The organism is Nonomuraea dietziae, assembly GCF_014195505.1.
In the GTDB taxonomy this organism is placed as follows: domain Bacteria; phylum Actinomycetota; class Actinomycetes; order Streptosporangiales; family Streptosporangiaceae; genus Nonomuraea; species Nonomuraea roseola.
In genome coordinates this window covers 6,266,862-6,289,065 of the sequence record NZ_JACIBV010000001.1, presented here as the reverse complement: position 1 = coordinate 6,289,065, position 22,204 = coordinate 6,266,862, and the positions used below count along the sequence as shown (strand labels likewise).

The 22,204-nt window shown below is 71.6% G+C and carries 17 protein-coding genes; 8 read left to right on the top strand and 9 right to left on the bottom strand.

Translation table 11 applies throughout. From position 1 onward, the window contains the following. Window positions 1-34: 34 nt before the first annotated feature. Both FHR33_RS30165 and FHR33_RS30160 read left to right on the top strand, forming a co-directional pair. A complete protein-coding gene (locus FHR33_RS30165) occupies window positions 35-1,285 on the top strand; it encodes a cytochrome ubiquinol oxidase subunit I (RefSeq protein WP_183654794.1) in 1,251 nt (416 codons plus the stop codon). 9 nt (window positions 1,286-1,294) lie between these two features. Further along, complete coding sequence (locus FHR33_RS30160) at window positions 1,295-2,032, top strand: cytochrome d ubiquinol oxidase subunit II (protein WP_183654791.1); 738 nt, start codon at window positions 1,295-1,297, stop codon at window positions 2,030-2,032. A gap of 117 nt (window positions 2,033-2,149) precedes the next feature. Here the strand turns inward: FHR33_RS30160 and FHR33_RS30155 are convergent, their stop codons facing one another. After that, complete coding sequence (locus FHR33_RS30155) at window positions 2,150-2,830, bottom strand: alpha/beta fold hydrolase (protein WP_183654788.1); 681 nt, start codon at window positions 2,828-2,830, stop codon at window positions 2,150-2,152. Beyond that, window positions 2,827-3,543 (bottom strand): SDR family NAD(P)-dependent oxidoreductase, encoded by a 717-nt coding sequence (locus FHR33_RS30150; RefSeq protein WP_183654785.1) that lies wholly within the window; start codon window positions 3,541-3,543, stop codon window positions 2,827-2,829. Before FHR33_RS30150 ends, FHR33_RS30155 begins: the two co-directional genes overlap by 4 nt. Before the next feature lie 65 nt (window positions 3,544-3,608). Here FHR33_RS30150 and FHR33_RS30145 point away from each other — a divergent pair, with 65 nt between their 5' ends. Continuing rightward, window positions 3,609-4,172, top strand: a complete 564-nt coding sequence (locus FHR33_RS30145; protein WP_183654782.1) for a TetR/AcrR family transcriptional regulator — start codon at window positions 3,609-3,611, stop codon at window positions 4,170-4,172. On the opposite strand, the gene FHR33_RS30140 is transcribed toward FHR33_RS30145, so the two are convergent. Beyond that, window positions 4,159-5,820: an alpha-amylase family protein gene (locus FHR33_RS30140; protein WP_183654779.1), complete on the bottom strand. Its 1,662-nt coding sequence runs from the start codon at window positions 5,818-5,820 to the stop codon at window positions 4,159-4,161. The two genes, FHR33_RS30145 and FHR33_RS30140, sit on opposite strands and share 14 nt — an antisense overlap. Window positions 5,821-5,857: 37 nt before the next feature. Here FHR33_RS30140 and FHR33_RS30135 point away from each other — a divergent pair, with 37 nt between their 5' ends. Genes FHR33_RS30135 through FHR33_RS30125 form a run of 3 tightly spaced genes read left to right on the top strand, consistent with a single transcriptional unit; the run spans window position 5,858 to window position 9,276 of the window. Continuing rightward, window positions 5,858-6,208 carry a hypothetical protein gene (locus FHR33_RS30135; protein ID WP_183654776.1) on the top strand — a complete coding sequence of 117 codons (351 nt, stop codon included), beginning with the start codon at window positions 5,858-5,860 and terminating at the stop codon, window positions 6,206-6,208. A gap of 18 nt (window positions 6,209-6,226) precedes the next feature. Further along, window positions 6,227-8,452 carry a protein translocase subunit SecD gene (gene secD / locus FHR33_RS30130; RefSeq protein ID WP_183654774.1) on the top strand — a complete coding sequence of 742 codons (2,226 nt, stop codon included), beginning with the start codon at window positions 6,227-6,229 and terminating at the stop codon, window positions 8,450-8,452. A 56-nt stretch (window positions 8,453-8,508) separates the two neighbouring features. Beyond that, window positions 8,509-9,276, top strand: coding sequence for an MEDS domain-containing protein (locus FHR33_RS30125; protein ID WP_183654771.1), 768 nt, complete (start codon window positions 8,509-8,511; stop codon window positions 9,274-9,276). Here FHR33_RS30125 and FHR33_RS30120 read toward each other — a convergent pair. The 5 genes from FHR33_RS30120 to FHR33_RS30100 all read right to left on the bottom strand — a co-directional run bounded on the left by FHR33_RS30120 (window position 9,273) and on the right by FHR33_RS30100 (window position 13,387). Beyond that, window positions 9,273-9,647, bottom strand: coding sequence for a response regulator (locus tag FHR33_RS30120; protein ID WP_183654769.1), 375 nt, complete (start codon window positions 9,645-9,647; stop codon window positions 9,273-9,275). The two genes, FHR33_RS30125 and FHR33_RS30120, sit on opposite strands and share 4 nt — an antisense overlap. Further along, window positions 9,644-11,080, bottom strand: a complete 1,437-nt coding sequence (locus FHR33_RS30115; protein ID WP_183654767.1) for a PAS domain-containing sensor histidine kinase — start codon at window positions 11,078-11,080, stop codon at window positions 9,644-9,646. The genes FHR33_RS30120 and FHR33_RS30115 overlap by 4 nt, the downstream gene beginning before the upstream one ends. A 46-nt stretch (window positions 11,081-11,126) precedes the next feature. Next, entirely contained in the window at window positions 11,127-11,534 is a 408-nt protein-coding gene (locus tag FHR33_RS30110) for an ATP-binding protein (RefSeq protein ID WP_183654765.1), read from the bottom strand. Window positions 11,535-11,605: 71 nt separating this feature from the next. Continuing rightward, on the bottom strand, window positions 11,606-12,244 hold the full coding sequence (locus FHR33_RS30105) for a response regulator transcription factor (RefSeq protein WP_183654763.1): 639 nt from the start codon (window positions 12,242-12,244) through the stop codon (window positions 11,606-11,608). A 381-nt stretch (window positions 12,245-12,625) separates the two neighbouring features. Next, entirely contained in the window at window positions 12,626-13,387 is a 762-nt protein-coding gene (locus FHR33_RS30100; RefSeq protein ID WP_183654762.1) for a tyrosine-protein phosphatase, read from the bottom strand. Window positions 13,388-13,498: 111 nt separating this feature from the next. Here FHR33_RS30100 and FHR33_RS30095 point away from each other — a divergent pair, with 111 nt between their 5' ends. Further along, window positions 13,499-13,696: an EF-hand domain-containing protein gene (locus FHR33_RS30095; protein WP_183654760.1), complete on the top strand. Its 198-nt coding sequence runs from the start codon at window positions 13,499-13,501 to the stop codon at window positions 13,694-13,696. Window positions 13,697-13,768: 72 nt separating this feature from the next. Further along, entirely contained in the window at window positions 13,769-14,965 is a 1,197-nt protein-coding gene (locus tag FHR33_RS30090; protein ID WP_183654758.1) for a helix-turn-helix domain-containing protein, read from the top strand. On the opposite strand, the gene ccrA is transcribed toward FHR33_RS30090, so the two are convergent. Further along, window positions 14,960-22,012 carry a crotonyl-CoA carboxylase/reductase gene (ccrA, locus tag FHR33_RS30080; RefSeq protein WP_312895779.1) on the bottom strand — a complete coding sequence of 2,351 codons (7,053 nt, stop codon included), beginning with the start codon at window positions 22,010-22,012 and terminating at the stop codon, window positions 14,960-14,962. The two genes, FHR33_RS30090 and ccrA, sit on opposite strands and share 6 nt — an antisense overlap. Window positions 22,013-22,204 lie beyond the last annotated feature (192 nt).

The window sequence follows — 22,204 nt, the reverse complement described above, 5'->3', positions numbered from 1 at the left end:
CGGCGGGGCATGCCGTACCCGGATCGTCTGAGGTATGGAAACGGTAGACCTGGCCCGCCTGCAGTTCGCGCTGACCGCGGGGGCGCACTTCCTCTTCGTCGCGCTGACGCTCGGCCTCGCCACCCTGGTCGCGGTCCTGCAGACCAGGGCGACACTGACCCGCAGCCCGATCCACCTGCGGATGACGAGGTTCTGGGGCCAGCTCTACATCATCAACTACGCCATGGGCATCGTGACGGGGCTGGTGATGGAGTTCCAGTTCGGGATGTCGTGGAGCGGCCTGACCCACTTCGCGGGCAACGTCTTCGGCGCCGCCCTGGCGATCGAGACGCTGGTGGCCTTCTTCATCGAGTCGACCTTCCTCGGCCTGTGGATCTTCGGCTGGGACCGGCTGAACCGCTGGGCGCACCTCGCGCTGATCTGGGTCGTCACGCTGACCGCCTACGCCAGCGCCTTCTGGATCCTGATCGCCAACGGCTTCCTGCAGAACCCCGTCGGCCACGAGGTCGTGAACGGCGTGCTCCAGCTGAACGACTTCGGCGCGCTGACGGCCAACCCCGCCTCGCTGGTCGCCTTCGGCCACGTCCTGAGCGGCGCCATGGTCGTCGGAGGCTTCTTCATGGCGGGGGTGAGCGCCTACCACCTGCGCAGGCGCACCCGAGAGCAGGAGTTCTTCCGCAAGTCGCTGCGGATCGGCCTCGCCCTCGCCCTGCCCGCCACGCTGGTCGCCGGGGCCTTCGGCGGCCTCGGCTTCGCCACGATGCAGCCGACCAAGGCGGCGGCCTGGTCGGGCAGCGCGCAGGAGCTCGCCCAGGCGCAGGCCGACATGGTCGCGCGCTTCGGCCCCGGCGACTACCTGCCACCCGTCGAGCTGGTGCGGACCGCGGGCGTCGTGATGATGCTGCTGTTCGTGGTCATGCTCGTCTTCTCGGCTGTCAGCTTCCTGCTCATGCTGTTCAGGCCCGCCGTGCGCGGGCTGCGGATCTGGCACTGGCTGCTGACCGCGATGATCCCCGTCCCGTTCGTCACCATGCTGGCGGGCTGGGTCTTCCGCGAGGTCGGCCGCCAGCCCTGGGTCGTGTACGGCCTGCTGACCACCCAGGACGCGATGTCGCACGTCACCCCGCTGGAGATGCGCGTCTCGCTGATCGCCTTCTGCGCCGTCTTCGGCCTGCTCATCGTCGTCAACTACTGGCTGCTGGCCAGGCACGCCAGGCGCGGGCCCGACGCCGTGGCCCTGGGCAGCCGCCCCGCCGAGACCCCCGCCCCCGCCCTGACCTTCTGAGGAGACATCGTGGAGATCTTCATCCTGGGCTTCTTCGCGCTCGGATACCTGATCCTCGCGGGGGCCGACATCGGGGTGGGCATGCTGCTGCCGTACCTCGGGAGGACCGCCGCCGAGCGCAGGACGGTCATCGCCGCCATCGCCCCCTTCTTCCTCGGCAACGAGGTGTGGCTGGTCGCGGCGGCAGGGGTGCTGGCGGGGCTGTTCCCCCTGCTGGAGGGCGAGCTGCTGAGCGGCAACTACCTGGCGGTGGTGGCGCTGCTGGTCGGCTGGGTCATCCGTGACATGGGGCTGTGGCTGCGCGGCAGGATGCCGGGGGCGCGCTGGCAGACCTTCTGGGACGGAGCCGTCGTCGGCGGTTCGTGGACGCTGGCGCTGGCCTGGGGTGTGATCTTCACCCAGATCCTGCCGGTGCCCATCGTGGCGGCGGTGATGGTGGCGCTGCTGTTCGCCATGCACGGGCTGGCGTTCGCCGGGCTGCGGCTGACGGGCGAGCTGCGGGAGCGGGCCGTACGGCTGACCGGCGGGTCCGGCGAGGGCCGCACGTACGCGCTGACGGCGGCGGCCCTGACGGCGCTCGGGGTGCTGGCGGGCGCCGACCTGGACCTCGCCGCCTCGGCCGCCGACGCCACCACGCTGTCGCTCCTGGTGCCGGTGACGCTGGCGCTGATCCCGTTCCTGGTGGCGGCGCAGGCGTGGGTCTGGTGGACCTTCCGAGCCCGCGTCACGGGCCCGTCCTACCTCTGAGCCCCCGCTCCTCACCCCCGAGGAACCTCACCCCACGCCCACCCGCACCCGAGCGGGCGGTCAGGGGTGTGAGGTCCCGGTGGGCTTCCTTGGAGGTGGGGCTTGCTTGAAGGTGGGTCAGGTGAGGATGAAGTCGCGGATCAGGGTGGTGATCTCGGCGGGGCGTTCGAGGAGGACGACGTGTCCGCTGTCCAGCTCGGCGTAGGAGCTGCCGGCGATCCCCTCGTGCAGCGCCCTGGCGTTCGACACGGGCACCAGATGGTCCCGCGAGCACCCCACGACCAGCGTCGGCGCGGTGATCAGCGGGAGGCGGTCGCGGATGTCCACCCGCGCGTCCAGTTCGATCTGCGACACCGTCCCGGGAGGCGGGGTGCCCTTGGTCGCGGCCTCCCCCCTCGCGCTGACGAACGCCGGGCTGAAGGCCACCAGAGGCCCGAAGGCCGCGAAGGACGTGGGGTCGGTGGCCGCGAGCCTGGCCCAGGTGGAGAAGCCCAGGTGCAGGCGGAAGTCGGAGTTGTCGGCCCATCCCGCGATGAGCACGAGCCTGCGCACCCTGGCGGGGTCGCCTGCCGCGATCGCCGCCGCCACGACCGCGCCCAGCGAGAAGCCGACGAGGTCGTACGGCTCGTCGGGCAGGTCGGCGGTCACGTGGGAGGCGAGCTGGTCCACGCTGAGCTCGCCGGTGAGCCGCGAGTAGTCGGGGGTGATCACGTGGCGGACGTCGGCGAAGCCGTCCACCAGGTGCCCGTAGTTGGTGGCGGGGTCGCCGCCGGTGCCGTGGACGAGGACGAGGTTCACAGGTTGCCTCCGCCGGTCGCGTCGATGGTGGTGCCGGTGATGAACGAGGCCTGCGGTGAGGCGAGGAAGCCGATCGCGTCGGCGATCTCGTGCGGCTCTCCCACCCTGTTCACCGCGTGGCGGGAGGCGGCGTAGGCCCTGCCGCCCTCGTCGAGCCATGAGGCGTTGGCGTCGGTGTCGATGATGCCGGGAGCGACGTTGTTGACCGTGATGCCGCGCGGCCCGAGCTCCTTGGCCAGGGCGAGCGTGAAGGTCTGGACGGCGCCCTTCGTCATCGCGTAGGCGATGCCCTCGGGGTAGGAGATCCTGGTCACCCCCGAGGTCACGTTGATGATCCGGCCTCCTGAGGGGATCAGGGGAAGCAACCGCTGGGTGAGGAAGAACAACTCGCGCACGTTCACCGCGAACACCCGGTCGTACTCCTCGGGCGTCACCTCCGACAGCGGCTTCGGCAGCCCCACCCCCGCGTTGTTGACCAGCACGTCCAGGGAGGTCAGTTCGGAGGCGAGCGCGGTGACGGCTCCGGGCGTGCCGAGGGCCGCCCGTACGGCGACCGCGCTGCCGCCCTCCCGCTCGATCGACGACACCACCTCCGAGGCCGCCACCTCGTCCTCGGCGTAGTTCACGACCACGTGGAATCCGTCACGCGCCAGCCGTACGGCGGCGGCTCTTCCGATCCCCCTGCTCGCACCTGTCACCAGGGCAGTTCTCATCTCGCGCACCTTTCTTTAGCGATCGATACAGAAACATAGCATAGCGATCGCTATAGAATGAACCCATGGCGAGACAGCGGTCCTTCGACAGGAACCAGGCGCTGGAGAGCGCGGTGCAGGAGTTCTGGCGGCACGGCTACGAGGCGACCTCGGTGGCGAGCCTCACGCAGGCGATGGGCATCCGCCCGCCCAGCCTGTACGCAGCCTTCGGCGACAAGCGGGCGCTCTTCCAGGAGGCCGTCCTGCGTTACAGGGAGACGCACGGCGCGTTCAGCACACGGGCGCTGGCCGAAGAGACCACCGGGCGCGAGGCGATCCGGCGGCTGTTGATGGAGACGGCGGCGGAGTACACCGACCCCGCGCACCCGCCCGGCTGCCTGATCATCTCGGGGGCCGTGAACTGCGGGCCGGAGTCCGCCGAGGTGCAGGAGTGGCTACGCGGGTTCAGGGAGGCGGCCAAGGCCGCGTTGGAGGCCAGGATCGACGGCCCCGACGCGCCCGCCCTGGCCACCTTCTACGCCTCGGTGATCCAGGGCATGTCCACCCAGGCCCGCGACGGCGCCACCCGCGAGGAGCTGGAGAGGGTGGCGGAGCTGGCCATGCTGGCCTACCCCGCTAGTGAGCGATGATCGAGGCGTCCTCGGGAGGCATGTCACCGCGCGGGGCCGCACGCAGCCAGCGGCAGCCGTGGGGCGACATCGGCAGCCGCACGGTGCCGTCGGCGACCTCCATCGTCTCGTCGGCGAGCAGGTCGGTGAGCACGGAGCCGTCCAGCCCCTCCAGCGCCAGGTCGATCTCCGTCGCGGTGTCGCACAGGTTGTGGACGGCCACCACGGTCGCGCCGTCGGCGTCGCAGCGGTGCGCGAAGACCGAGGGGTGGCCGGTCTCCAGCACCGTGTTGTCGCCCCACGCCAGCTCGGGACACTCCCTGTAGCGCTCGATCAGCAGCTGGAACCAGCGCAGCAGCGAGTCGGGGTCGCGCTTCTGGTCGGCCACGTTCACCCGCTCGGGTGCGAACGAGCCGCCGGGGATCCCGCGCACCGGTGGGGCGTCGCTGAAACCGCCGCTCTGCGACCACTGCATCGGGGTCCTGACGGCCATCCTGCCTTCCTCGTCGAGGTTGTCCCCCATCCCGATCTCCTCGCCGTAGAAGATCACCGGGGTGCCCGGCATGGAGAACAGCAGGCTGTAGGCCATCTTGATCCTGCGCAGGTCGCCGCCGAACATCGAGGGCAGCCTGCGGCGCAGGCCCCTGCCGTAGATCTGCATGTCCTTGTCGGGGCCGAAGGCGTCGAACACCTCCTGCCGCTCCTCGTCGGTGAGCTTGTCGAGGGTCAGCTCGTCATGGTTGCGCAGGAAGGTCGCCCACTGGCAGTCCTTGGGCGGCTTCGGTCTGTCGCCCAGCGTCTGGTTGATCGGCCCCGCCTCGCTCCTGGCGAAGGCCAGCCAGGCGTGCTGCATGCCGATGAAGTCGAAGCACATCGTGAGCTGGTCGCCGTTGCCGTCGCCGAAGTAGCCGACGAGGTCCTTGTAGGGCATGTTGACCTCGCCCAGCAGGACCGCCCCTCCCTCGCGCCTGCTCATGAAGGCGCGCAGATCGGCCAGGAAGGCGTGCGGGTCCGGCAGCTTGTCGCCGACGTTCTCGATGAGGAACGGCACCGCGTCCACCCTGAACCCCGACAGGCCCAGCTCCATCCAGAAGCCCAGCACCCTGGCGATCTCGTCGCGGACCTCGGGGTTGGCGACGTTGAGGTCGGGCTGGTGCCGGTAGAAGCTGTGGAGGTAGTACTGGCCCGTCTTCTTGTCGAGCTGCCAGATCGAGTTCTCCTTGTCGGGGAAGACGATCTGGCTGGGGTCGTCGGGTTCGGGCTTGTCGCTCCACACGTACCAGTCGCGGAGCGGCGAATCCTTGCTCGACCGCGACTCCTTGAACCAGGGGTGCTGGTCGGAGGTGTGGTTGACCACCAGGTCGGCGATCACCCTGATGCCCCGGTCCTTCGCGGTGCGCATGAACTCCACGAAGTCACCGAGCGTGCCGAGGCGCGGGTCGATGCTGTAGAAGTCGGTGATGTCGTAGCCGTCGTCCTTGTTGGGCGTCGGAAAGAAGGGCATGAGCCACAGGCAGGTGATGCCCAGGCTGCGCAGATAGTCGATCTGCTGGGTGAGGCCGCGGAAGTCGCCCACCCCGTCGCCGTTGCCGTCCTTGTAGGTCTCGACGTCAAGACAGTAGATGACCGCGTTCTTGTACCAAAGGTCGCTTGTGTACGTGAGCCGCATGACGCCCCCGCTACCCGATCAGGCGTATGGTGAACGCGTGCGGACCAGGTTGCCTGCTGCGCTGCTGCTCCTGCTGTCCACGCTCTTCCTGGCCGGCGGGACGACTCCGCCCGCCTCCGGTGCGCCCGCCGTCCACACCAAGACGTTCAGGGCCGCCGATCACCACCAGATCCTGCCCGACCCCTCCAGGCCCCAGGCCCACGCGGGCAAGGGCGTGCACGCGGCCACGGGCGGCGTCGCCGTCCTCACCGCCAGGCTCTCGTACGGCACGCGCGCCCGCCTGTCAGCCGCCCCCGACGCCCCGCGCCGCGCGCAGGGCCGTGAGCACCACAGAAGGGCCCCCGCCCGCGCGCCTCCCACCTCCACCGCTCTCACCACATCCCTGTAAGAGCCCTGTGGAGGACACATGTCCCGTGCGCCCGTGTGGCGTGCGGTGGCGGCGCTTGCCGTCATCGCGACTTCGCTGTACCTAGCCCTGACCATGTCGCCGCGCCTCGGCCTCGACCTGCGCGGCGGCACACAGCTCGTCTTCGAGACGAAGGACTCGCCCACCGTGAAGGCCGACGCCGCGGCCACCGACAGAACGCTGGAGGTGCTCCAGCGCAGGACGGACGCGCTGGGCGTCGTCGACCCGACCCTGGTCCGCTCCGGCGAGAAGCGGATCATCGTCGAACTGCCTGGCGTGCTCGACCCGCGCAAGGCCGCCGACGTGATCGGCAGGACCGCCCAGCTCTCCTTCCACGCCGTCCTCGGCGCCGACGACCCCAAGGGGCTGCCCGACGAGAGCGGTCAGCCGCTCCGTCTCGGCCCTGCGGTGATCAGCGGCGACGGCGTCACCGACGCGGCCGCCCGCACCGACCCGCAGCGCGGCGTCTCGTGGTTCGTCACCGTGGACTTTCGAGAGTCCGCCGCCTGGCAGAAGCTGACGGGCGCGGCGGCCTGCGAGCCCGTGGGCGACCCCAAGCGCAGGGTCGCGATCGTGCTCGACAACAAAATCATCTCTTCGCCGCAGGTGAACGAGGGGACGCCGTGCCGTACCGGCATGCCCGGCGGTTCCACGGAGATCACCGGCTCGTTCACCCCCGAGGAGGCGCAGAACCTCGCGGTCCTGATCAAGGGCGGCTCGCTCCCCGTGCCGCTGGAGATCGTCGAGCAGCGGACGGTCGGCCCGACGCTCGGCGCCGACGCCATCGCGGCCAGCGCCAAGGCCGGCGTGGTCGGCGTCCTGCTGACGGGCGTCTTCATCATCCTGGTCTACCGGGTGGTGGGCCTGCTCGCCGCCATCGCTCTGGCCTCCTACGGCCTCATCTCCTACGCCGCGCTGGTCGCCCTCGGCGCCACCCTCACCCTGCCGGGCCTGGCCGGATTCGTGCTGGCCATCGGCATGGCCGTGGACGCCAACGTGCTGGTCTTCGAAAGGGCGAGGGAGGAGTACGGCGCTTCGCCGCAGAAGGGCCTGAAGGCGGCGCTCGACAGGGGCTTCAAGAACGCCTGGAGCGCCATCGCCGACTCCAACATCACCACGCTGCTGGCCGCGGGACTGCTGTTCTGGCTGGCCTCCGGCCCCGTGAAGGGTTTCGGCGTGACGCTGTCCATCGGCGTGCTCGCCTCGCTCGTCTCGGCCATGCTCATCACCAGGGCGCTCACCCAGTGGGTCATCGGCAGGGTGCCGCCTCGCCTCTCGGGTCTCGGCTCCATCGGCAGGGTGCGCACCTGGCTGACGGCGAAGAACCCCTTCGTGATGCGCCACGCGCGGCGCTGGCTGGCGGTCGGGGCGGTGATCGTCGTGGTCGCGGTCGGCGGCCTGCTCTCGCGCGGGCTGAACTTCGGTGTGGAGTTCACCGGAGGACGCCTCGTGGAGTTCACCACGGCGACGCCGATGAGCGCCGACACCGCCAGGCAGGCGGTCGCGACCGCCGGTTTCCCCTCGGCCGTGGTGCAGAGTTCGGACGAGGGCATCTCGGTCCGCACGGGACAGATCAGCGCTGACGACGTGGTCCGCATTCAGCAGTCGCTCGGCGGCGGGGTCGACAAGGTGCGCGACGAGCTCATCGGCCCTTCGCTCGGCGAGGAGCTGCGCCGCAACGCGCTGATCGCGCTGGGCGTGGCGCTCGCGGCCCAGCTGCTCTACCTGGCCGTCAGGTTCAGGTGGACCTTCGGCGCCGCCGCGGTGCTGGCCCTGTTCGTCGACACGGCGGCGGTCGTCGGCGCCTTCGCGTGGCTCGGTAAGCCGATCGACGGCGTCTTCCTCGCGGCGATGCTGACGATCATCGGCTACTCGGTGAACGACAAGGTCGTGGTCTTCGACAGGGTGCGCGAGCTGTGGACGGCGCACAGGAAGACGCCCTTCCCCCAGATCGTCAACCAGGCGATCCTGCAGACCGTGCCGCGCACCGTCAACACCGGTCTCGGCGCGCTGTTCATCCTGGCCGCGCTGGCGGTCTTCGGCGGCGACTCGCTGCGCGACTTCGCGATCGCGCTGCTCATCGGCATCGTCGTGGGCACGCTGACCTCGTCGTTCGTGGCGGGTCCGCTGGCGATCGAGCTCGAGAGGCACAGCAAGCAGCCGCCGCCCGAGCCGGCCAAGCGGCGCGATCCCCGCACACGCGAGGGCTCGGGAGCCGTCGTGTGACGCTCGCGGCAGGGTAGTCAGGCCGTCACTATGAGTAAGAGCGTAGTATCCGAAAGGTGACGAATCCGCAGCCCATCCAGCCGGGCGACCACGTCGGCGTCACCTTCGACGACGACGACTCGCTCGCCGCCACCACGCTCGACTTCGCCGAGCGTGGTCGGCGGGCGGGCGCGCGCGTGCTCGTTCTCGCCGCCCCGCGCCTGGCGCGGGCGCTCCCAGGGGTCCAGCTCACCGAACCCAGGGGCACGCTGGACGGCCTCAGGGACTTCTACGCCCAGGCGGTACGGCAGGCGGTGGCCGAGGGCCTGTCGGGCCTGTGGACCAGCGTCGAGATGAGCTGGGCGCGCGGGATCGACCCCGAGGAACTGGTGGCCGCGGAGTGCGGGCTGAACACGCTGTTCTCGGACGGGCGGCTCACCGCGATCTGCCACTACGACAGCAGGCTCTTCCCCTCCGCCCAGCTCGCCCGCTTCCACCAGGCCCACCCCGTCGGCCAGCAGGGCGCCTGCCTGCGATACCGGCCCACGGGCAGGGGCGTGACCTTCACCGGCGAGGCGGACCACACCAACCTGCTCGCCTGGCAGGCGCTGACCCGCGCGCTGCCGGGCGGGGAGGCGGTCATCGACATCAGCGGCATGTCGTTCCTGGACGTGCGGTCGATGGCCCAGCTCGGCCTGGTGGCGGCGGCCAGGTGCGAGCCGCTGTCGATCGTCGCCTCCCCAGGGCAGGGCACGCACCTGCGCATGCTCGGCGTGGACAGGGTCGCCACGCTGGTCACCGTGGAGGAGCCGGGCCTGCCGGTCGCGGCACAGGCCGCGCCCTAGGCGGCTCCTGCCGCCACCCTGCGCACCGCTGCCACGATGTCCCTGTTCGGCACCCCTTTGAGCACGTACTCCGTCACGCCCGCCCTGCCCATCTCCTCGACGGACCTGGCGTCGCCGTAGGCGGAGAAGGCCATGATCCTGGTGCGCGGCGAGCGGTTGCGGATCTCGCGGGCGGCGTGCGCGCCACCGCCCGGCATCCGCATGTCGAGGATCGCGACGGCGGGCTCGTGCCGTACGGCCAGCGCGATGGACTCCTCCGCGTCGCAGGCGATAGCGACGACGTCCAGGTCGGGCTCGGCGGCCAGCACCTCGGAGAGCGCCTCTCTGATCATCGGCTCGTCGTCACCGATGAGGACGGTCAGCCTGGTCACGACACCCCGCTCTCCCCGTACATCAGTGCGGGCACCCAGAACATCACCGTGGTGCCCTCGCCCTGCCTGCCGCTGACGCTCCACCAGCCGCCGGCGGTCTCGGCGCGTTCCCGCATCTCCAGCAGGCCGAAGTGGTCGCGGCCCGCGAGCCGTTCCACGGGCTGCGCGAGGCCGACGCCGTCGTCGACGACCCGCACCAGCACGCCGTGGTCGACCGCGTTCATCGACACCGACACCGACGTGGCCATGGCGTGCTTGCGCACGTTGGTCAGGGCCTCCTGGAGGATGCGGAAGATCGTGATCGCGCTCTCCGGCGGCGGCTCGCGCAGCAGGTCGTGCGTGAACGTGTAGGTCAGCCCGGTGCCCGAGATGGCCTGGGCGAGGTAGCCGTCGACCGCCTGGGCCAGGCCGTCGCCGTCGAGACCCGGCGGGCGCAGGCGGAAGGTGAGACCGCGCAGGCGTTGGACGGCGCTGCTGACCGCCTCGTCCAGCCTCTCCACGGTGGCGGCGTGTTCGGGGGGCAGCCGCGACGCCAGCAGTTGCAGGCGCATGCCGACGGCGACCATGGACTGGATCGTGTCGTCGTGGACGTCCCACGCGATGCGGCGCCGCTCCATCTCCTGGGCCTGCACCAGGTGGGCGAGCAGCCGGCCGCGCTCGTCGAGCGTGCGCTCGGCCATGCGCCGCTCGGTCAGGTCGCGGGTGACCTTGCCGAAGCCGCGCAGCCGTCCGGTCTCGTCGAAGAGGGCGGTGATGATCACATTGGCCCAGAACCTCGTGCCGTCCTTACGGACCCGCCAGCCCTCGTCCTCCAGGCGTCCTTCGACGACGGCGATCTCCAGCTCCCGATCCGGCTTGCCCGAGGCGACGTCCTCGGGCGGATAGAACACCGAGAAGTGCGAGCCGACGATCTCGTCGGCGCGGTAGCCCTTGATCCGCTGCGCGCCCGCGTTCCAGCTGACGATGTGGCCCTCGGTGTCGAGCATGAAGATCGCATAGTCGACGACGCTCTGCACCAGCAGCCGGAAGCGCTCCTCACTCTCTCGAAGAGCGTGCTCGGCCATGCGGTGCTGGGTCCTGTCGCGGGTGACCTTGCCGAAGCCGCGCAGCTCTCCGGTCTCGCCGAAGAGGGGGGTGATGATCACATTGGCCCAGAACCTGGTGCCGTCCTTGCGCACCCGCCAGCCCTCGTCCTCCACCCGCCCCTCGCTGGTCGCCGTCATCAGCTCCCACTCCGGCTTGCCCGAGGCGACGTCCTCAGGCGGAAAGAACACCGAGAAGTGCGAGCCGATGATCTCCTTGGCGGTGTACCCGTTGATCCGCTGCGCGCCCTCGTTCCAGCTGACGATGTACCCGTCGGGATCCAGCATGAAGATGGAGTAGTCGACGACGCTCTGCACCAGCAGATGAAGGTCTCGGTCCGCATCGGCCATACCGCAGCTTCGCACGCCGGACCCCACTCGCGGTACGGCTTGACGTTCAGGCCAGCTCCACACCCGCCTTGGTCGTGGCCGGAGCAGGAGAGGAGACGAGCTCACACCACACCACCTTCCCGCCCTCGTGCGGGGAGGCGCCCCAAGAGGAGCAGACTCGCTGGATCACCTGCAGGCCCCAGCCGTCGCGGGGTCCTGGCTCACGGGGGACGGGCAGCTTCGCCGCCGAGTCGCCCACCTCCACACGCACCGTGGTGGCGCTCGCGCTCATGCGGAACAGCGGCTCTCCCGATCCGTGCAGCAACGCGTTTGTCACCAGCTCGGACACCACCAGCAGCACGTCGTCGTGCGCGCCGCCGTACCCGGCATCCTTCAGAAAACGCCCGGCGATCTCCCTCGCAGCGGTGATGCTGTCGAGTTCCTCTGCCAGCCGCTGCTCGGTCCGGTGTGCCATCCCTTTAATGTCCGGCAGGCTGGGAGCCACCACGAGATGCGACTTGCCCATTACGGCCTAGTGCACATGCATCAGTCGAGCAGCCCGGTCCTGCGAGCGACGACCACGGCCTCCAGCTTCGATCGTGCTCCGAGCTTCTCCAGCACCCGCTGGACGTGGTTGCGCGCGGTGTTTCGGGCGACCCCGAGCCGCTGGCTGATCTCGACCGTGCTCGCCCCCTGGCCAAGCAGTTCAAGTGTCTCCCTCTCCCTGGCCGTCAACTCGGCGCCGTGCGGCCCTGCCCTGCCCGCCAGCCTGTCGAGGACCTCGGGCAGCATCTCGGGCGCGAACGACACGGCGCCCGAGGCCACCTCGCGAACCGCCGACTCCAGCGCCCGCAGCCCCGACGACTTCACCACCAACCCTGCGCCACCGGCCTCGACCACCCTCGCGGCCACCGAGGCGTTCGCCTCCGCCGTCAGCACGAGAACTCGTACGCCCTCGGTCGCCGAGGTGAACCTGCCGATGGCCTCGACGCCGTCACCGTCGGGCAGGCGGCGGTCGAGCACCACGACGTCGGGTTGCCAGCGGCCCAGATCGGCCATCGCGCCCTCGATCGACGCTGATCTGGCCACCACCTCGATGCCCTGGGCCATGTCGAGCGCCATGCCGAGAGCCTCGGCCACCATGTCGTGATCCTCGACGAGAAGTACCCTGATCGGCGTCGGCATGGGGCTCATTCTCCTTCAGACCCGGACCCGCCCGGCTGCCAGGGCGGCGCCGACGCGCTGCACGTGGTGGTCGCCCGCGGGATCGAGGCTCCGTACGGCCCGCGCGCCCCACACGCGTCACCGGCTCGCGAACCCCGTCCCATGGCCCCTCCCAGGGAAGCAGGACACTGCCACCCGACCCGTCGAGCAGGGGCAGGGCCGCACCATCGGCGAAGGAGTCGAGTTTCCGCCGCATCCGGCGGAGCCTGCGCCGTGTGGTCACGGCTGTTCTCTTCTCCATCGCCAGGCTCATGACCAGGTAGCGGAGGGCCAAACCTTCGACGGGCTCGCCACTCGTGGGAACGGAGGTGAGACGGTGTCCCACCTGCTGTTCCTCGCCGGTCAGTGGAGGTAGAGCCCGCGCAGGGCGGCCACATCGGCGTCGGTGAGGCCGAGCGCCTGCCGGACGTAGGTGTCGAGATCGCCGTAGGTGGCGGTGACGGTGTCGAAGGCGGCGTTCAGGTACGACTCGCGCACTTCCAGCAGGGGCCTGACGATCTCCTGGCGGACGCCGGTGCCGTCGAGCAGCGCGTAGATCTTGGCGGCGGACTCCGCCAGGTGCTCGTTGCTGGCCAGGTAGTCGTCCATGACCGTGCGCCCGTCCACGCCGAGCAGGGTGAGCAGGAGCGCGGCGCCCCAGCCCGTGCGGTCCTTGCCCGCGGTGCAGTGCATCAGCGTTCCGGGACGGGCCAGCGCGCGCAGCAGGTCGCCGTACGCCTCGTGCGCGTCGGGCGTGGTGACCATGCCCCTGTAGACCTCGACGAGGAAGCCTTCGGAGATCTCGGGGGAGGTCAGCGACTCGATGAGCGTCGGGTCGTCGAACAGGGCCGCGATGTCGGCGCCGTGGCCTCCCTGCCGCTGCACGTCGAGCACCAGGTAGTCGACGCCGTCCGGCAGGCGGTCGGGCTGGGCGGCGCGCTCGCCGGCCGTACGGAGGTCGCACACCAGCCGCACCCCGCCCGCCAGCAGCGCCTCGTGGTCGGCGGGGGTGAGCCGGTCGAGCGCGCCCGACCTGAAGGCGAGCCCGGTGCGGACCTTACGGCCGTCGGCCGTGACGTGGCCGCCGATGTCACGCAGGTTGGGGGCGGATGCGATGAACTCCATGAAATCCGACGATAGCCGCCCGCCTGGCCGTATCCACGCCATGAGGGCGCTGGGGCGCCGAGCTTGGGTGAGTGAGCGGCGATGGGCGACAAATCCGGCTAACCTCACGCCATGAGCGACTATGCGATCACGTTCGGCCTCGTCGACGCCAACAAGGACGGTCTCATCTCCGCGGAGGAGCTGGTCCGCCTGATGGAGGTGCTCGGCCAGCCCATCACGCTGGAGGCCGCCCAGGCCGGCGTGGCGAAGCTCGACAGCAACGGCGACGGCCTCATCTCACTGGAGGAGTTCGGCCGCTTCCTCCACTGACATTTGACCAAGCACTTGCTTCCAGTCCTCCTGTCAGATAAGCAACACTAAGCGGCGGGAGGGGAAAAGGGCATGAAGGGTGACTTGGGTGACGCGCGCAGGTTGTGGGACTCCGTGCCCTCCGGCATCGCGCACGCGCTGCGCCCCGGCATAGCCAAGGTCTCCGACGAGGTCATCGAGGAGATCCAGACCCGTATTCCCGAGTACGCCAGGCCCTCCGACGAGATCTACATCAAGGTCGTGCGACTGGCGGTCGAGGAGGCCATCGGCCGCTTCCTCGACCGTATCGAGGACCCCGACGCCCCGTGGGACCCCGAACCGTTCCGCATGATCGGCAGGGGCGAGGCCGCCGAGGGCCGCAACCTCGAGCCGCTCCAGACCGCCATGCGGCTGGGCGCCAGGGTCGGATGGCGGCGTCTGACGGAGATCGCCGGGCCGCTCGGCCTGTCGCCCCAGTCGCTCTACGACCTCGGAGAGGCGATCTTCGTCTACCTCGACCAGCTGGCCGACGCGGCCGCTGAAGGCTTCGACGAGGCGAGGGCCCACGCGGCGGGCGAGATGGAGCGACGCCGCCACCGCCTGCTCGACCTGCTGCTGTCGCAGCCCCCCGCCGCCGCCGAGGCGATCTCCGACCTGGCCAAGGCGGCGGGCTGGCGGCTGCCGCGCACCGTCGCGGGCGTCGCCCTCGACGACCAGAACGGCACTCCGTCCCTGCCTCCCGACATCCTGGTCGGCCTCGAGCGGCCGCAGCCCTGCCTCCTCGTCCCCGACCCCAACGGTCCAGGCCAGCCGCAGATGCTGGACAAGGGCCTGCGCGGATGGCGTGCGGCGATCGGGCCCGCCGTGCCGCTGGAGCGGGCGGCCACCTCGCTGCGCTGGGCCACCGAGGCGCTGGAGCTGGCCCGCCGCGGTGTGCTGCCCGGCGGGCGGGGGCCGCTGCGCTGCTCCGACCACATGGCCACGCTGATCGTCTTCAAGGACGAGGAGCTGGTCGGCGCGCTGGCCGCCAGCAGGCTCGCACCCCTGGCGCACCTGCGCCCCTCCCAGCAGGACAGGCTGGCCGAGACCCTGCTCGCCTGGCTGAGGTACGGCAGGGGCGCGGGCGAGGTGGCCGCCAGACTGCACGTCCACCCCCAGACCGTCCGCTACCGGCTGCGCCAGCTCGAGGAGCTGTACGGCGAGCAGCTCGGCGACCCCGACATCCGCTTCGAGCTGGAGATCGTCCTGCGGGCCAGGCAGGCCGCGCGTGAGGGAGCGCGCCCCTCATGAGCGGAAGAGCCTGAGCCTGTCCTCGCCGATGCGCTCGCGCAGCGCGTGGTCCTCGATCCCGAGGTCCTCCCCCGGAGCCAGGCACAGCACGCCCACCTTGCCGACGTGCTCGTTGGTCTGGACGGCCCGCGCCGCGTCCCCCGCCCGCTCCAGTGGGTAGACCCGCGACAGCGTCGGGTGGATCGCGCCGAGCGTGATGAGCCTGTTGACCTCGGCGCACTCCTGGTAGTTGGCCCCGTGGGAGCCGATGACCCGCTTGAGCTTCATCCACAGGTGCCGGTTGTCGTAGGCGTGGTCGAAGCCGCTGGAGGACCCGCAGGTGACCACCGACCCGCCCTTCTTCGCGACGTAGACCGACGCGCCGAACGTCTCCCTGCCGGTGTGCTCGAAGACGATCGCGGGGTCCTCCCCCACCTGCCTGCGCACCTCGGCGCCGAAGCGCCGCCAGGCCTTCTCGTCGTCCAGGTGCTCGAAGTCGGTGCGGTCCACGACGTACTCGCAGCCCATGCCGCGTAACAGCTCGGCCTTCTCCCTGGAGCTGACCACGCCGACGGGGATGCCGCCGCCGTTCCTGACGAGCTGCACGCCGTACGCGCCGAGGCCGCCCGTCGCGCCCCACAGCAGCACCACGTCGCCCTGTTTCATCCGCGAGCCGTGCTCGCCGACCAGCATGCGGTAGGCGGTCGAGGCGCACAGCATGTTGCACGCGGCCTCCTCCCAGCTCAGGTGGCGCGGCTTGGGCAGCAGCTGCGTCGCCTTCACCACCGCGAACTCCGCCAGCCCGCCGAAGTTCGTCTCGAACCCCCACGCGCGCAGGTCGGCTGCCAGCATGGAGTCGTGGTGGGCGACGGGGTCCTCGCTGTCCACGTACGCGGGGCTGGTCACCACCCTGTTGCCGACGTGCCACTGCCGTACGGCGGCGCCCTTCCGCACGACCACCCCGGAGGCGTCCGACCCGAGCACGTGCGTGTCCAGGTCGTGGCGCGGATCGCTCCTGCCCAGGCGTTCGAGGAAGGCGAAGGTCGGGATCGGCTCGAACATCGCCGACCACACGGTGTTGAAGTTGATCGCGCTGGCCATGACCGCGACGAGCACCTCGTCCGGCGCGAGCTCCGGCATCGGCACCTCGCCCACGTGCAGCGACCTGCGCACGTCCTTGTCCACGCCCATCGTGCCGTGGGGCGCGCGGCCGAACATGCCGACCTCCTCCCTGCGGATGTGGGCGGCTCTGTAGACGGGCGGAACCTCTGCTCGCAGGAGCTCCTCCGGGTCCGCGCCCTCGATGACTGCCTGTGCCAGAGTCATAGGAGACCTCTCAGGTGTGCGGCGACGATCTCTACGTACGGGGGGTCGAGCAGGTTGAGATGGTGCGCCCCTTCGACGGGGACGATCTCGAGATCCTTGGCGTAGGGGGCGAACCCCCTGGCCGGATCGTTCTCGTGGGCGTAACGGGCGTCCCGCACGGCCCACGGGGTCGGCTCGGTGGAGCGGTAGAGGACGACCTTCCCGCCGTACGGCAGGCAGCGGTAGCGCTCGATCGCCCTGGTGTCCTCGTGGGAGGTCCGCTGGTGGCGCAGGATGGCGGGGCTGAGCCCTTCGAGCACGCCCGACTCCTTGATCCGCCGCTCGGTCAGGTCGAGCTGGGGCCTGCTCGCCGAGGTGGGCGAGCTCCTCGTAGGAGAGGGTGACGGCCGCGCCGTAGGTCTCGCTCAGGTACCGCGAGAAATCCACATACCTGCGCGCGTGGGCCGCCCGCAGCTCGTCCTCGGCCAGCTCGTCGGGCAGCCCCGAGTCGATCATCGCGACCAGCTCGACGTCGTCGCCGAGCTGCCTGGCGATCTCGAAGGCCAGGATCCCGCCGAACGACCAGCCGCCGAGCCGGTAGGGGGCGGGCGCGGTGCGCCTGATGGCGTCGGCGTAGACGGCGGCCCGGTCGGAGACGTCCACGATGTCCTCCAGCCGCTCCAACCCGAGCACGGGGACGTCGAGGAGCGCCGCGAGCCTGGTGTACACCCCTGTCGTGCCTCCCGCGGGGTGGGCGAGGAACAGCGGCCTCGCGGTCGACGGCGGAGCCGTCCGCGGGGTGAGCGCTCTGACGACCCCTCTGCCTGCCTCGCGCTCGTCCCACTCCCGCACCGCGTCCGCCGCCTCGGCCACCGTCGCCGCCCCGTCGATCAGGGCCCGCTGGCCGAGCTCCTCCGCCAGGCCCTCCGCGACCAGGGGCAGCGCCTCGGCGGGGAGGCTCTCGCCGACCGCGAGGGCCCGGCCGAGCACCTCCTCCGCCACCCTGACCACCAGCCGCTCCGCCGCGTCCCTCGGCCCCGCCTCCTTCTGCGGCCCCCTGCCGAGCTCCGAGGCGACCATCCGGGCGATCTCCCCGAGGGTCGCGCCTCTCAGCAGGGGTCCAGCGGGCAGCGCCACCCCGAAGTCGTGCTCGATCGTCCCCCTCAGCCGCGTCGCCGCCAGCGAGTCCAGGCCCAGCTCCGTCAGCGCGACGCCCTCCCCCAGACCCGGGGCGTCCAGCCCCAGCACCCCTGCCGCCCGCTCCCTGACCCGCCCCGCGATCACCTCCAGCGCCTCGTCGTGTCCCAGCGCCGAGAGGTCCTCGCGCGCCGCCGTCCCCTCCACCACCATGGAGAAGTACGGCATGCGTCCCACCCGGGGGAACACCGCCACCGCCGTCGCGGGGTCCAGCCGCACCACTCCCGCCGACAGCTCCCCGCGCAACAGCGCCTCCAGCGCCTCCATCCCCTCGGAAGGGGTCAGCGGCGCGACGGCCGGCAGGGGGGCCGCCCCCGCCCACGTCCCCCAGCCGATCGACACCCCGGGAAGACCCTCGGCCCTGCGCAGCTCGCACAGCGCGTCCAGGTAGGCGTTCGCCGTCGCGTAGGCCGCCTGGCCCGGCGAGCCCAGCAGCGCCGCCGCCGACGAGTAGGCCACCCACCAGTCGAGGCCGGCTCCACGCGTGGCTTCGTGCAGCCGCAGGCCGCCCAGCGCCTTGGCCCGCCACACCCGTTCCACGGACTCGGCGGTCAGGTCGGCGATCAGGCGGTCGTCCAGCACGCCCGCCGCGTGGACGACGCCACGCAGCCGTATCCCTCCGCGGGTCGCCGCCTCCACCAGCCGCTCGGCCGTTCCCGAGGCGGCGAGGTCACCCGTGACCACCTCGGCCACGCCGATGCGCGCCAGTTCGGCGGCGGCCTCGGGCGAGGGGCCCGACCGGCCGTTCAGCACGACGCGGGCCGCGCCCCTGCCTGCCAGCCAGCGCGCGGCGAGCAGGCCGAGCGTGCCGTACCCGCCGGTGATCAGGTAGCCGCCGCCTTCCCGCACCACCAGCGCGCCGGGATCGGGCGGAGCGGGCGGGTCGGGCAGGTGGGCGCGGCGCAGGCGGGCGGCGTAGCGGACGCCGTCGCGCCAGGCCACCTCGTCGTCCTCTGTGTCCCGCGCGAGCTCGCTCGCCAGTGCGGACAGGTCGTCGACGTCGATCAGGGCCGCCCTGAGCTCGGGGTGCTCCAGCGCGAGCACCCGCACCAGCCCGCGCAGCGACGCGCCTGATGGCTCCGCCCGCTCGCCGGGCAGCACCACCTGGGCCCGTTCGGTGACGATCCTCAACCGTCCGCCGCGAGGCGCGAGCCCTGCCACCCGCAGCATGACCCGCTGGGGATCGGGGCGCGGCGGCACGAGGAGCAGCGGGTCGCCGTCGGGTGAGGTCGCGACGAGCGAGGCGAGGCGGTCCGCCCGTGAATCCCCCTCATCGGCCAGGATGAGCCATTCACGGGCCGGGACCGCCCCGCCCTGCGCCTGTGGCGCCGGCACCCAGATCCGTTCGACGAGCTTGTCCGCCAGCCTCACGGGGACCTCGTCCGCCCGGATCTCCTGCCTCACGATTCCCACACAGGCCCCGTCTACACCGGCGGTCGCCATCTTTTCGAGGGCGTGCTCCGACGGGCCCTCACCCGCCGAGCCGTACATCCTCCAGACGCCCGCCGCGTCCTTGGCGTGCACCTCCACGCGGCCGCCCGCCAGCGTGGTGGTGATCTGGGCGGGCAGCGGCAGCAGGGCGTACAGCGCGACGTCGGAGACGGCAGGCCCGCCGAGCGCGGCCCTGGCCAGCTGGGCGACGGCCTCGACGGGCAGAACCGGGTGCCCGTGGCGGTGCCACACCTCCGCAGGCAGCCGCCACGGCGGCTGCGACAGGTCGTCGAGCGTGGTGGACCAGCAGTGACCGGCGGGCGTCTCCACGTGCGCGCCCAGGAGCGGATGCCCGCCCACGGGCCGCGGCAAGGCCGCCGCCCAGTGCCGCTCGCGCCGCCATCGCGGCCGCGGCACGTCGGTGACGCGCCCCTCCACCCTCGGCGGTACGGCGGCCGCCACCCTGGCGACCTGCTCCTCGAACGCCTGTGGCCCGGCGTTCCTGACCAGCGAGTGGGTCACCAGGGCGCCGGGTGGAAGGGTGTCGCGCAGCGGCGCGGCCAGCACGGGATGCGGGCCGAGCTCGGTGAACACCGTGAACCCGTCCTCGGCGGCGGCCATGACGGCCTGCATCAGCCGTACGGGACGCCTGATGCCCGCCGCCCAGTAGGCGGGCTCGAACGTCGGAGTCTCGCGAGGGTCCTCCAGCACGGTCGAGTAGAACGGCAGCGAGGGTTCGCCGGGCGCGATCGCCGCCAGCTCCGCGCGAAGCGCCGGCTGTAACGGCCTGACCTGCGGCGAGTGTCCCGCGCCCTCGGCCGTCAGCACCTTGGCCATGCGCCCGCGCGCCGCCGCCTCGGCCGCGAAGGCCGCCACCCTGCCGGCATCGCCCGTGACCACGGTCTGGACGGGCGAGGAGTGGACGGCGACGTGCAGGTCCTCGGGCACCTCCTCGGCCGCCACCTCCAGCACGGCCATCGCCCCGCCGCCGCCGAGTGAGCCGAGCAGCCTCGCCCTTCTGCAGATGACGCGCACCCCGTCGCTCACGCTGAGGCCGCCGGCGACGACGGCGGCGGCCACCTCTCCCATGGAGTGCCCGATGACGGCGGAGGGCGTGAAGCCGTGAGCCTTCCACAGCCTGGCCAGGCCGAGCTGCACGGCGAAGATCAGCGGCTGGAGGGTCGCGACGCCTTCGCCCTTCCACGCGTGGACGTCGATGCCCGCCTCGGCCGCCAGCAGGGGCGCCAGCTCGTCGACGGCCTCGCGGAAGGCGGGCTCGGCGGCGTAGAGGTCGCGGCCCATGCCCTGCCACTGCGCGCCGTACCCGCTGAAGACCCACACCGGGCCCCTGCCTCCGGCCGGGACCGGTTCGACGGAGGCGAGCGCGCGGGCCAGCTCCCCGGTGTCCCGCGCCACGACCGCCGCGCCGACTCTGCCTCGGCCCGCTCGCCTGGCGAGGGTGGCCGCCACGTCTGCCATGGCGGCGCCCCTTCCTGCCTCGGTCTCGGCCCACGCCGCCAGGTCGGTGGCGTGGGCGCGCACCCTGTCGGCGGTGAGGTCGCTGAGCACGAAGACCCGCGCGGCGGGCTCGTCCTGCCGGGCGGCTGCGGGGAAGGCGTCGAGGACGACGTGGGCGTTGGTGCCGCCGAAACCGAACGACGACACACCCGCCCTCGCGGCTGGGCGTGGCCATGGGGTCGGCTCGGTGACCACGGTCAGGCGGTCCCACGGGAGGTGCGGGTTCGGCTCGCGGAAGTGGAGGCTCGGCGGGATCACGCCGTGGTGCAGCGCCAGGACGGTCTTGATGAGGCCCGTCACCCCCGCCGCCGCCTCCAGATGGCCGAGGTTGGTCTTGACCGAGCCGACCAGGATCCTGCCCCGCAGGGCGGCGGCGAGGGCTCGGCCCTCGATCGGGTCGCCGAGGAAGGTGCCCGTGCCGTGCGCCTCGACGTAGTCGGGCCCTGTGTCGAGGCCCGCGTAGGCGGTGCGGAGCAGTTCCTCCTGCGCCTCGGGGTTCGGCGCGACCAGGCCGTTGGAGCGGCCGTCCTGGTTGACCGCCGTGGCGCGGACCACGGCGAGCACGCGGTCGCCGTCGCGCAGGGCGTCGGAGAGCCGCTTCATGACGACCACCCCGCAGCCCTCCGCGCGGACCATGCCGTCGGCGGAGGCGTCGAAGGCCCTGCACCTGCCGCTGGGCGAGGTGCCGCCCGCCTGGTCGAAGGCCATCGTGACGACGGGCGAGAGCAGCAGGTTCACCCCCGCCGCCAGCGCCAGGTCGCTCTCCCCCGCCCGCAGGCTCGCCACGGCCAGGTGCACGGCGACGAGCGAGGACGAGCACGCGGTGTCGACGGCCATGGAGGGTCCGCGCAGGTCGAGGAGGTAGGAGAGCCTGTTGGCCGCGATGCTGAAGGCCGCGCCCGTGGCCGTCCACGCCTCCACCGAGGCGGGGTCGGCGGTGGTGAGGTGGGCGTACTCGTTGCCCGAGATGCCGACGAAGGCCCCCGTACGGCTGCCGCGCAACGACCTCGGCGCGATGCCGCCGTGCTCCAGCGCCTCCCACGCCGTCTCGAGCAGCAGGCGCTGCTGGGGGTCCATCGTGGCGGCCTCGCCTGGAGGGATGCCGAAGAAGGCGGCGTCGAATCCCGCGATGTCGTCGAGGAAGCCGCCGTGCCTCGTCGTGCGGGCGATGGCGTCGGCGGTGCGGGCGCTGCCGTCGTCGAACGCCTCCCACCTGCCGTCGGGCACCTGCCGTACGGCGTCGCGCCCGTCCATCAGCAGCTCCCAGAGCGCCTCAGGCCCCTCGGCGCCCGGCAGGCGGCAGCCGATCCCGACCACGGCGATCGGCTCGCTCCCCCCGGCCCTGGCCACCGGGGGAGAGACCGAGGAAGAGGCGGTGACGGCGCCCGGCGCGAGGGCGGCGGCGAGGCGGTTGACCGTGGGGTGCTCCCAGACCAGCGTGGGCGGCAGCTCCCTGCCCAGCAGTTCGGCGAGTTCCCCCGCGATCCCGACCGCGTCCCTCGACGACAGCCCGAACTCCTCCAACGGGCGGTCGGGGTCGACCTCCTGCGAAGGGAGAAGGGAGGCGATCCGCTCCGTGAGAAAGCGTCGGATGTCGCCTTCGCCGAGTACGTCCACACGCGCTCCCATACAGCCGGGTGATCGGTCAACTTACCGAGACGCACCTTTCAGGAGCAGCCCGTAGCCGAACATTCCTCCGGAGCGTTTTGTCACGGGGGTGATAATTGTCCGCGGAGCGCAACCGCCGGCCTCTTTTCGTTGCCCGGAGTGATAGCCCCCGCCCTCCACCAGGGCCTAGCCTCGCCTGCA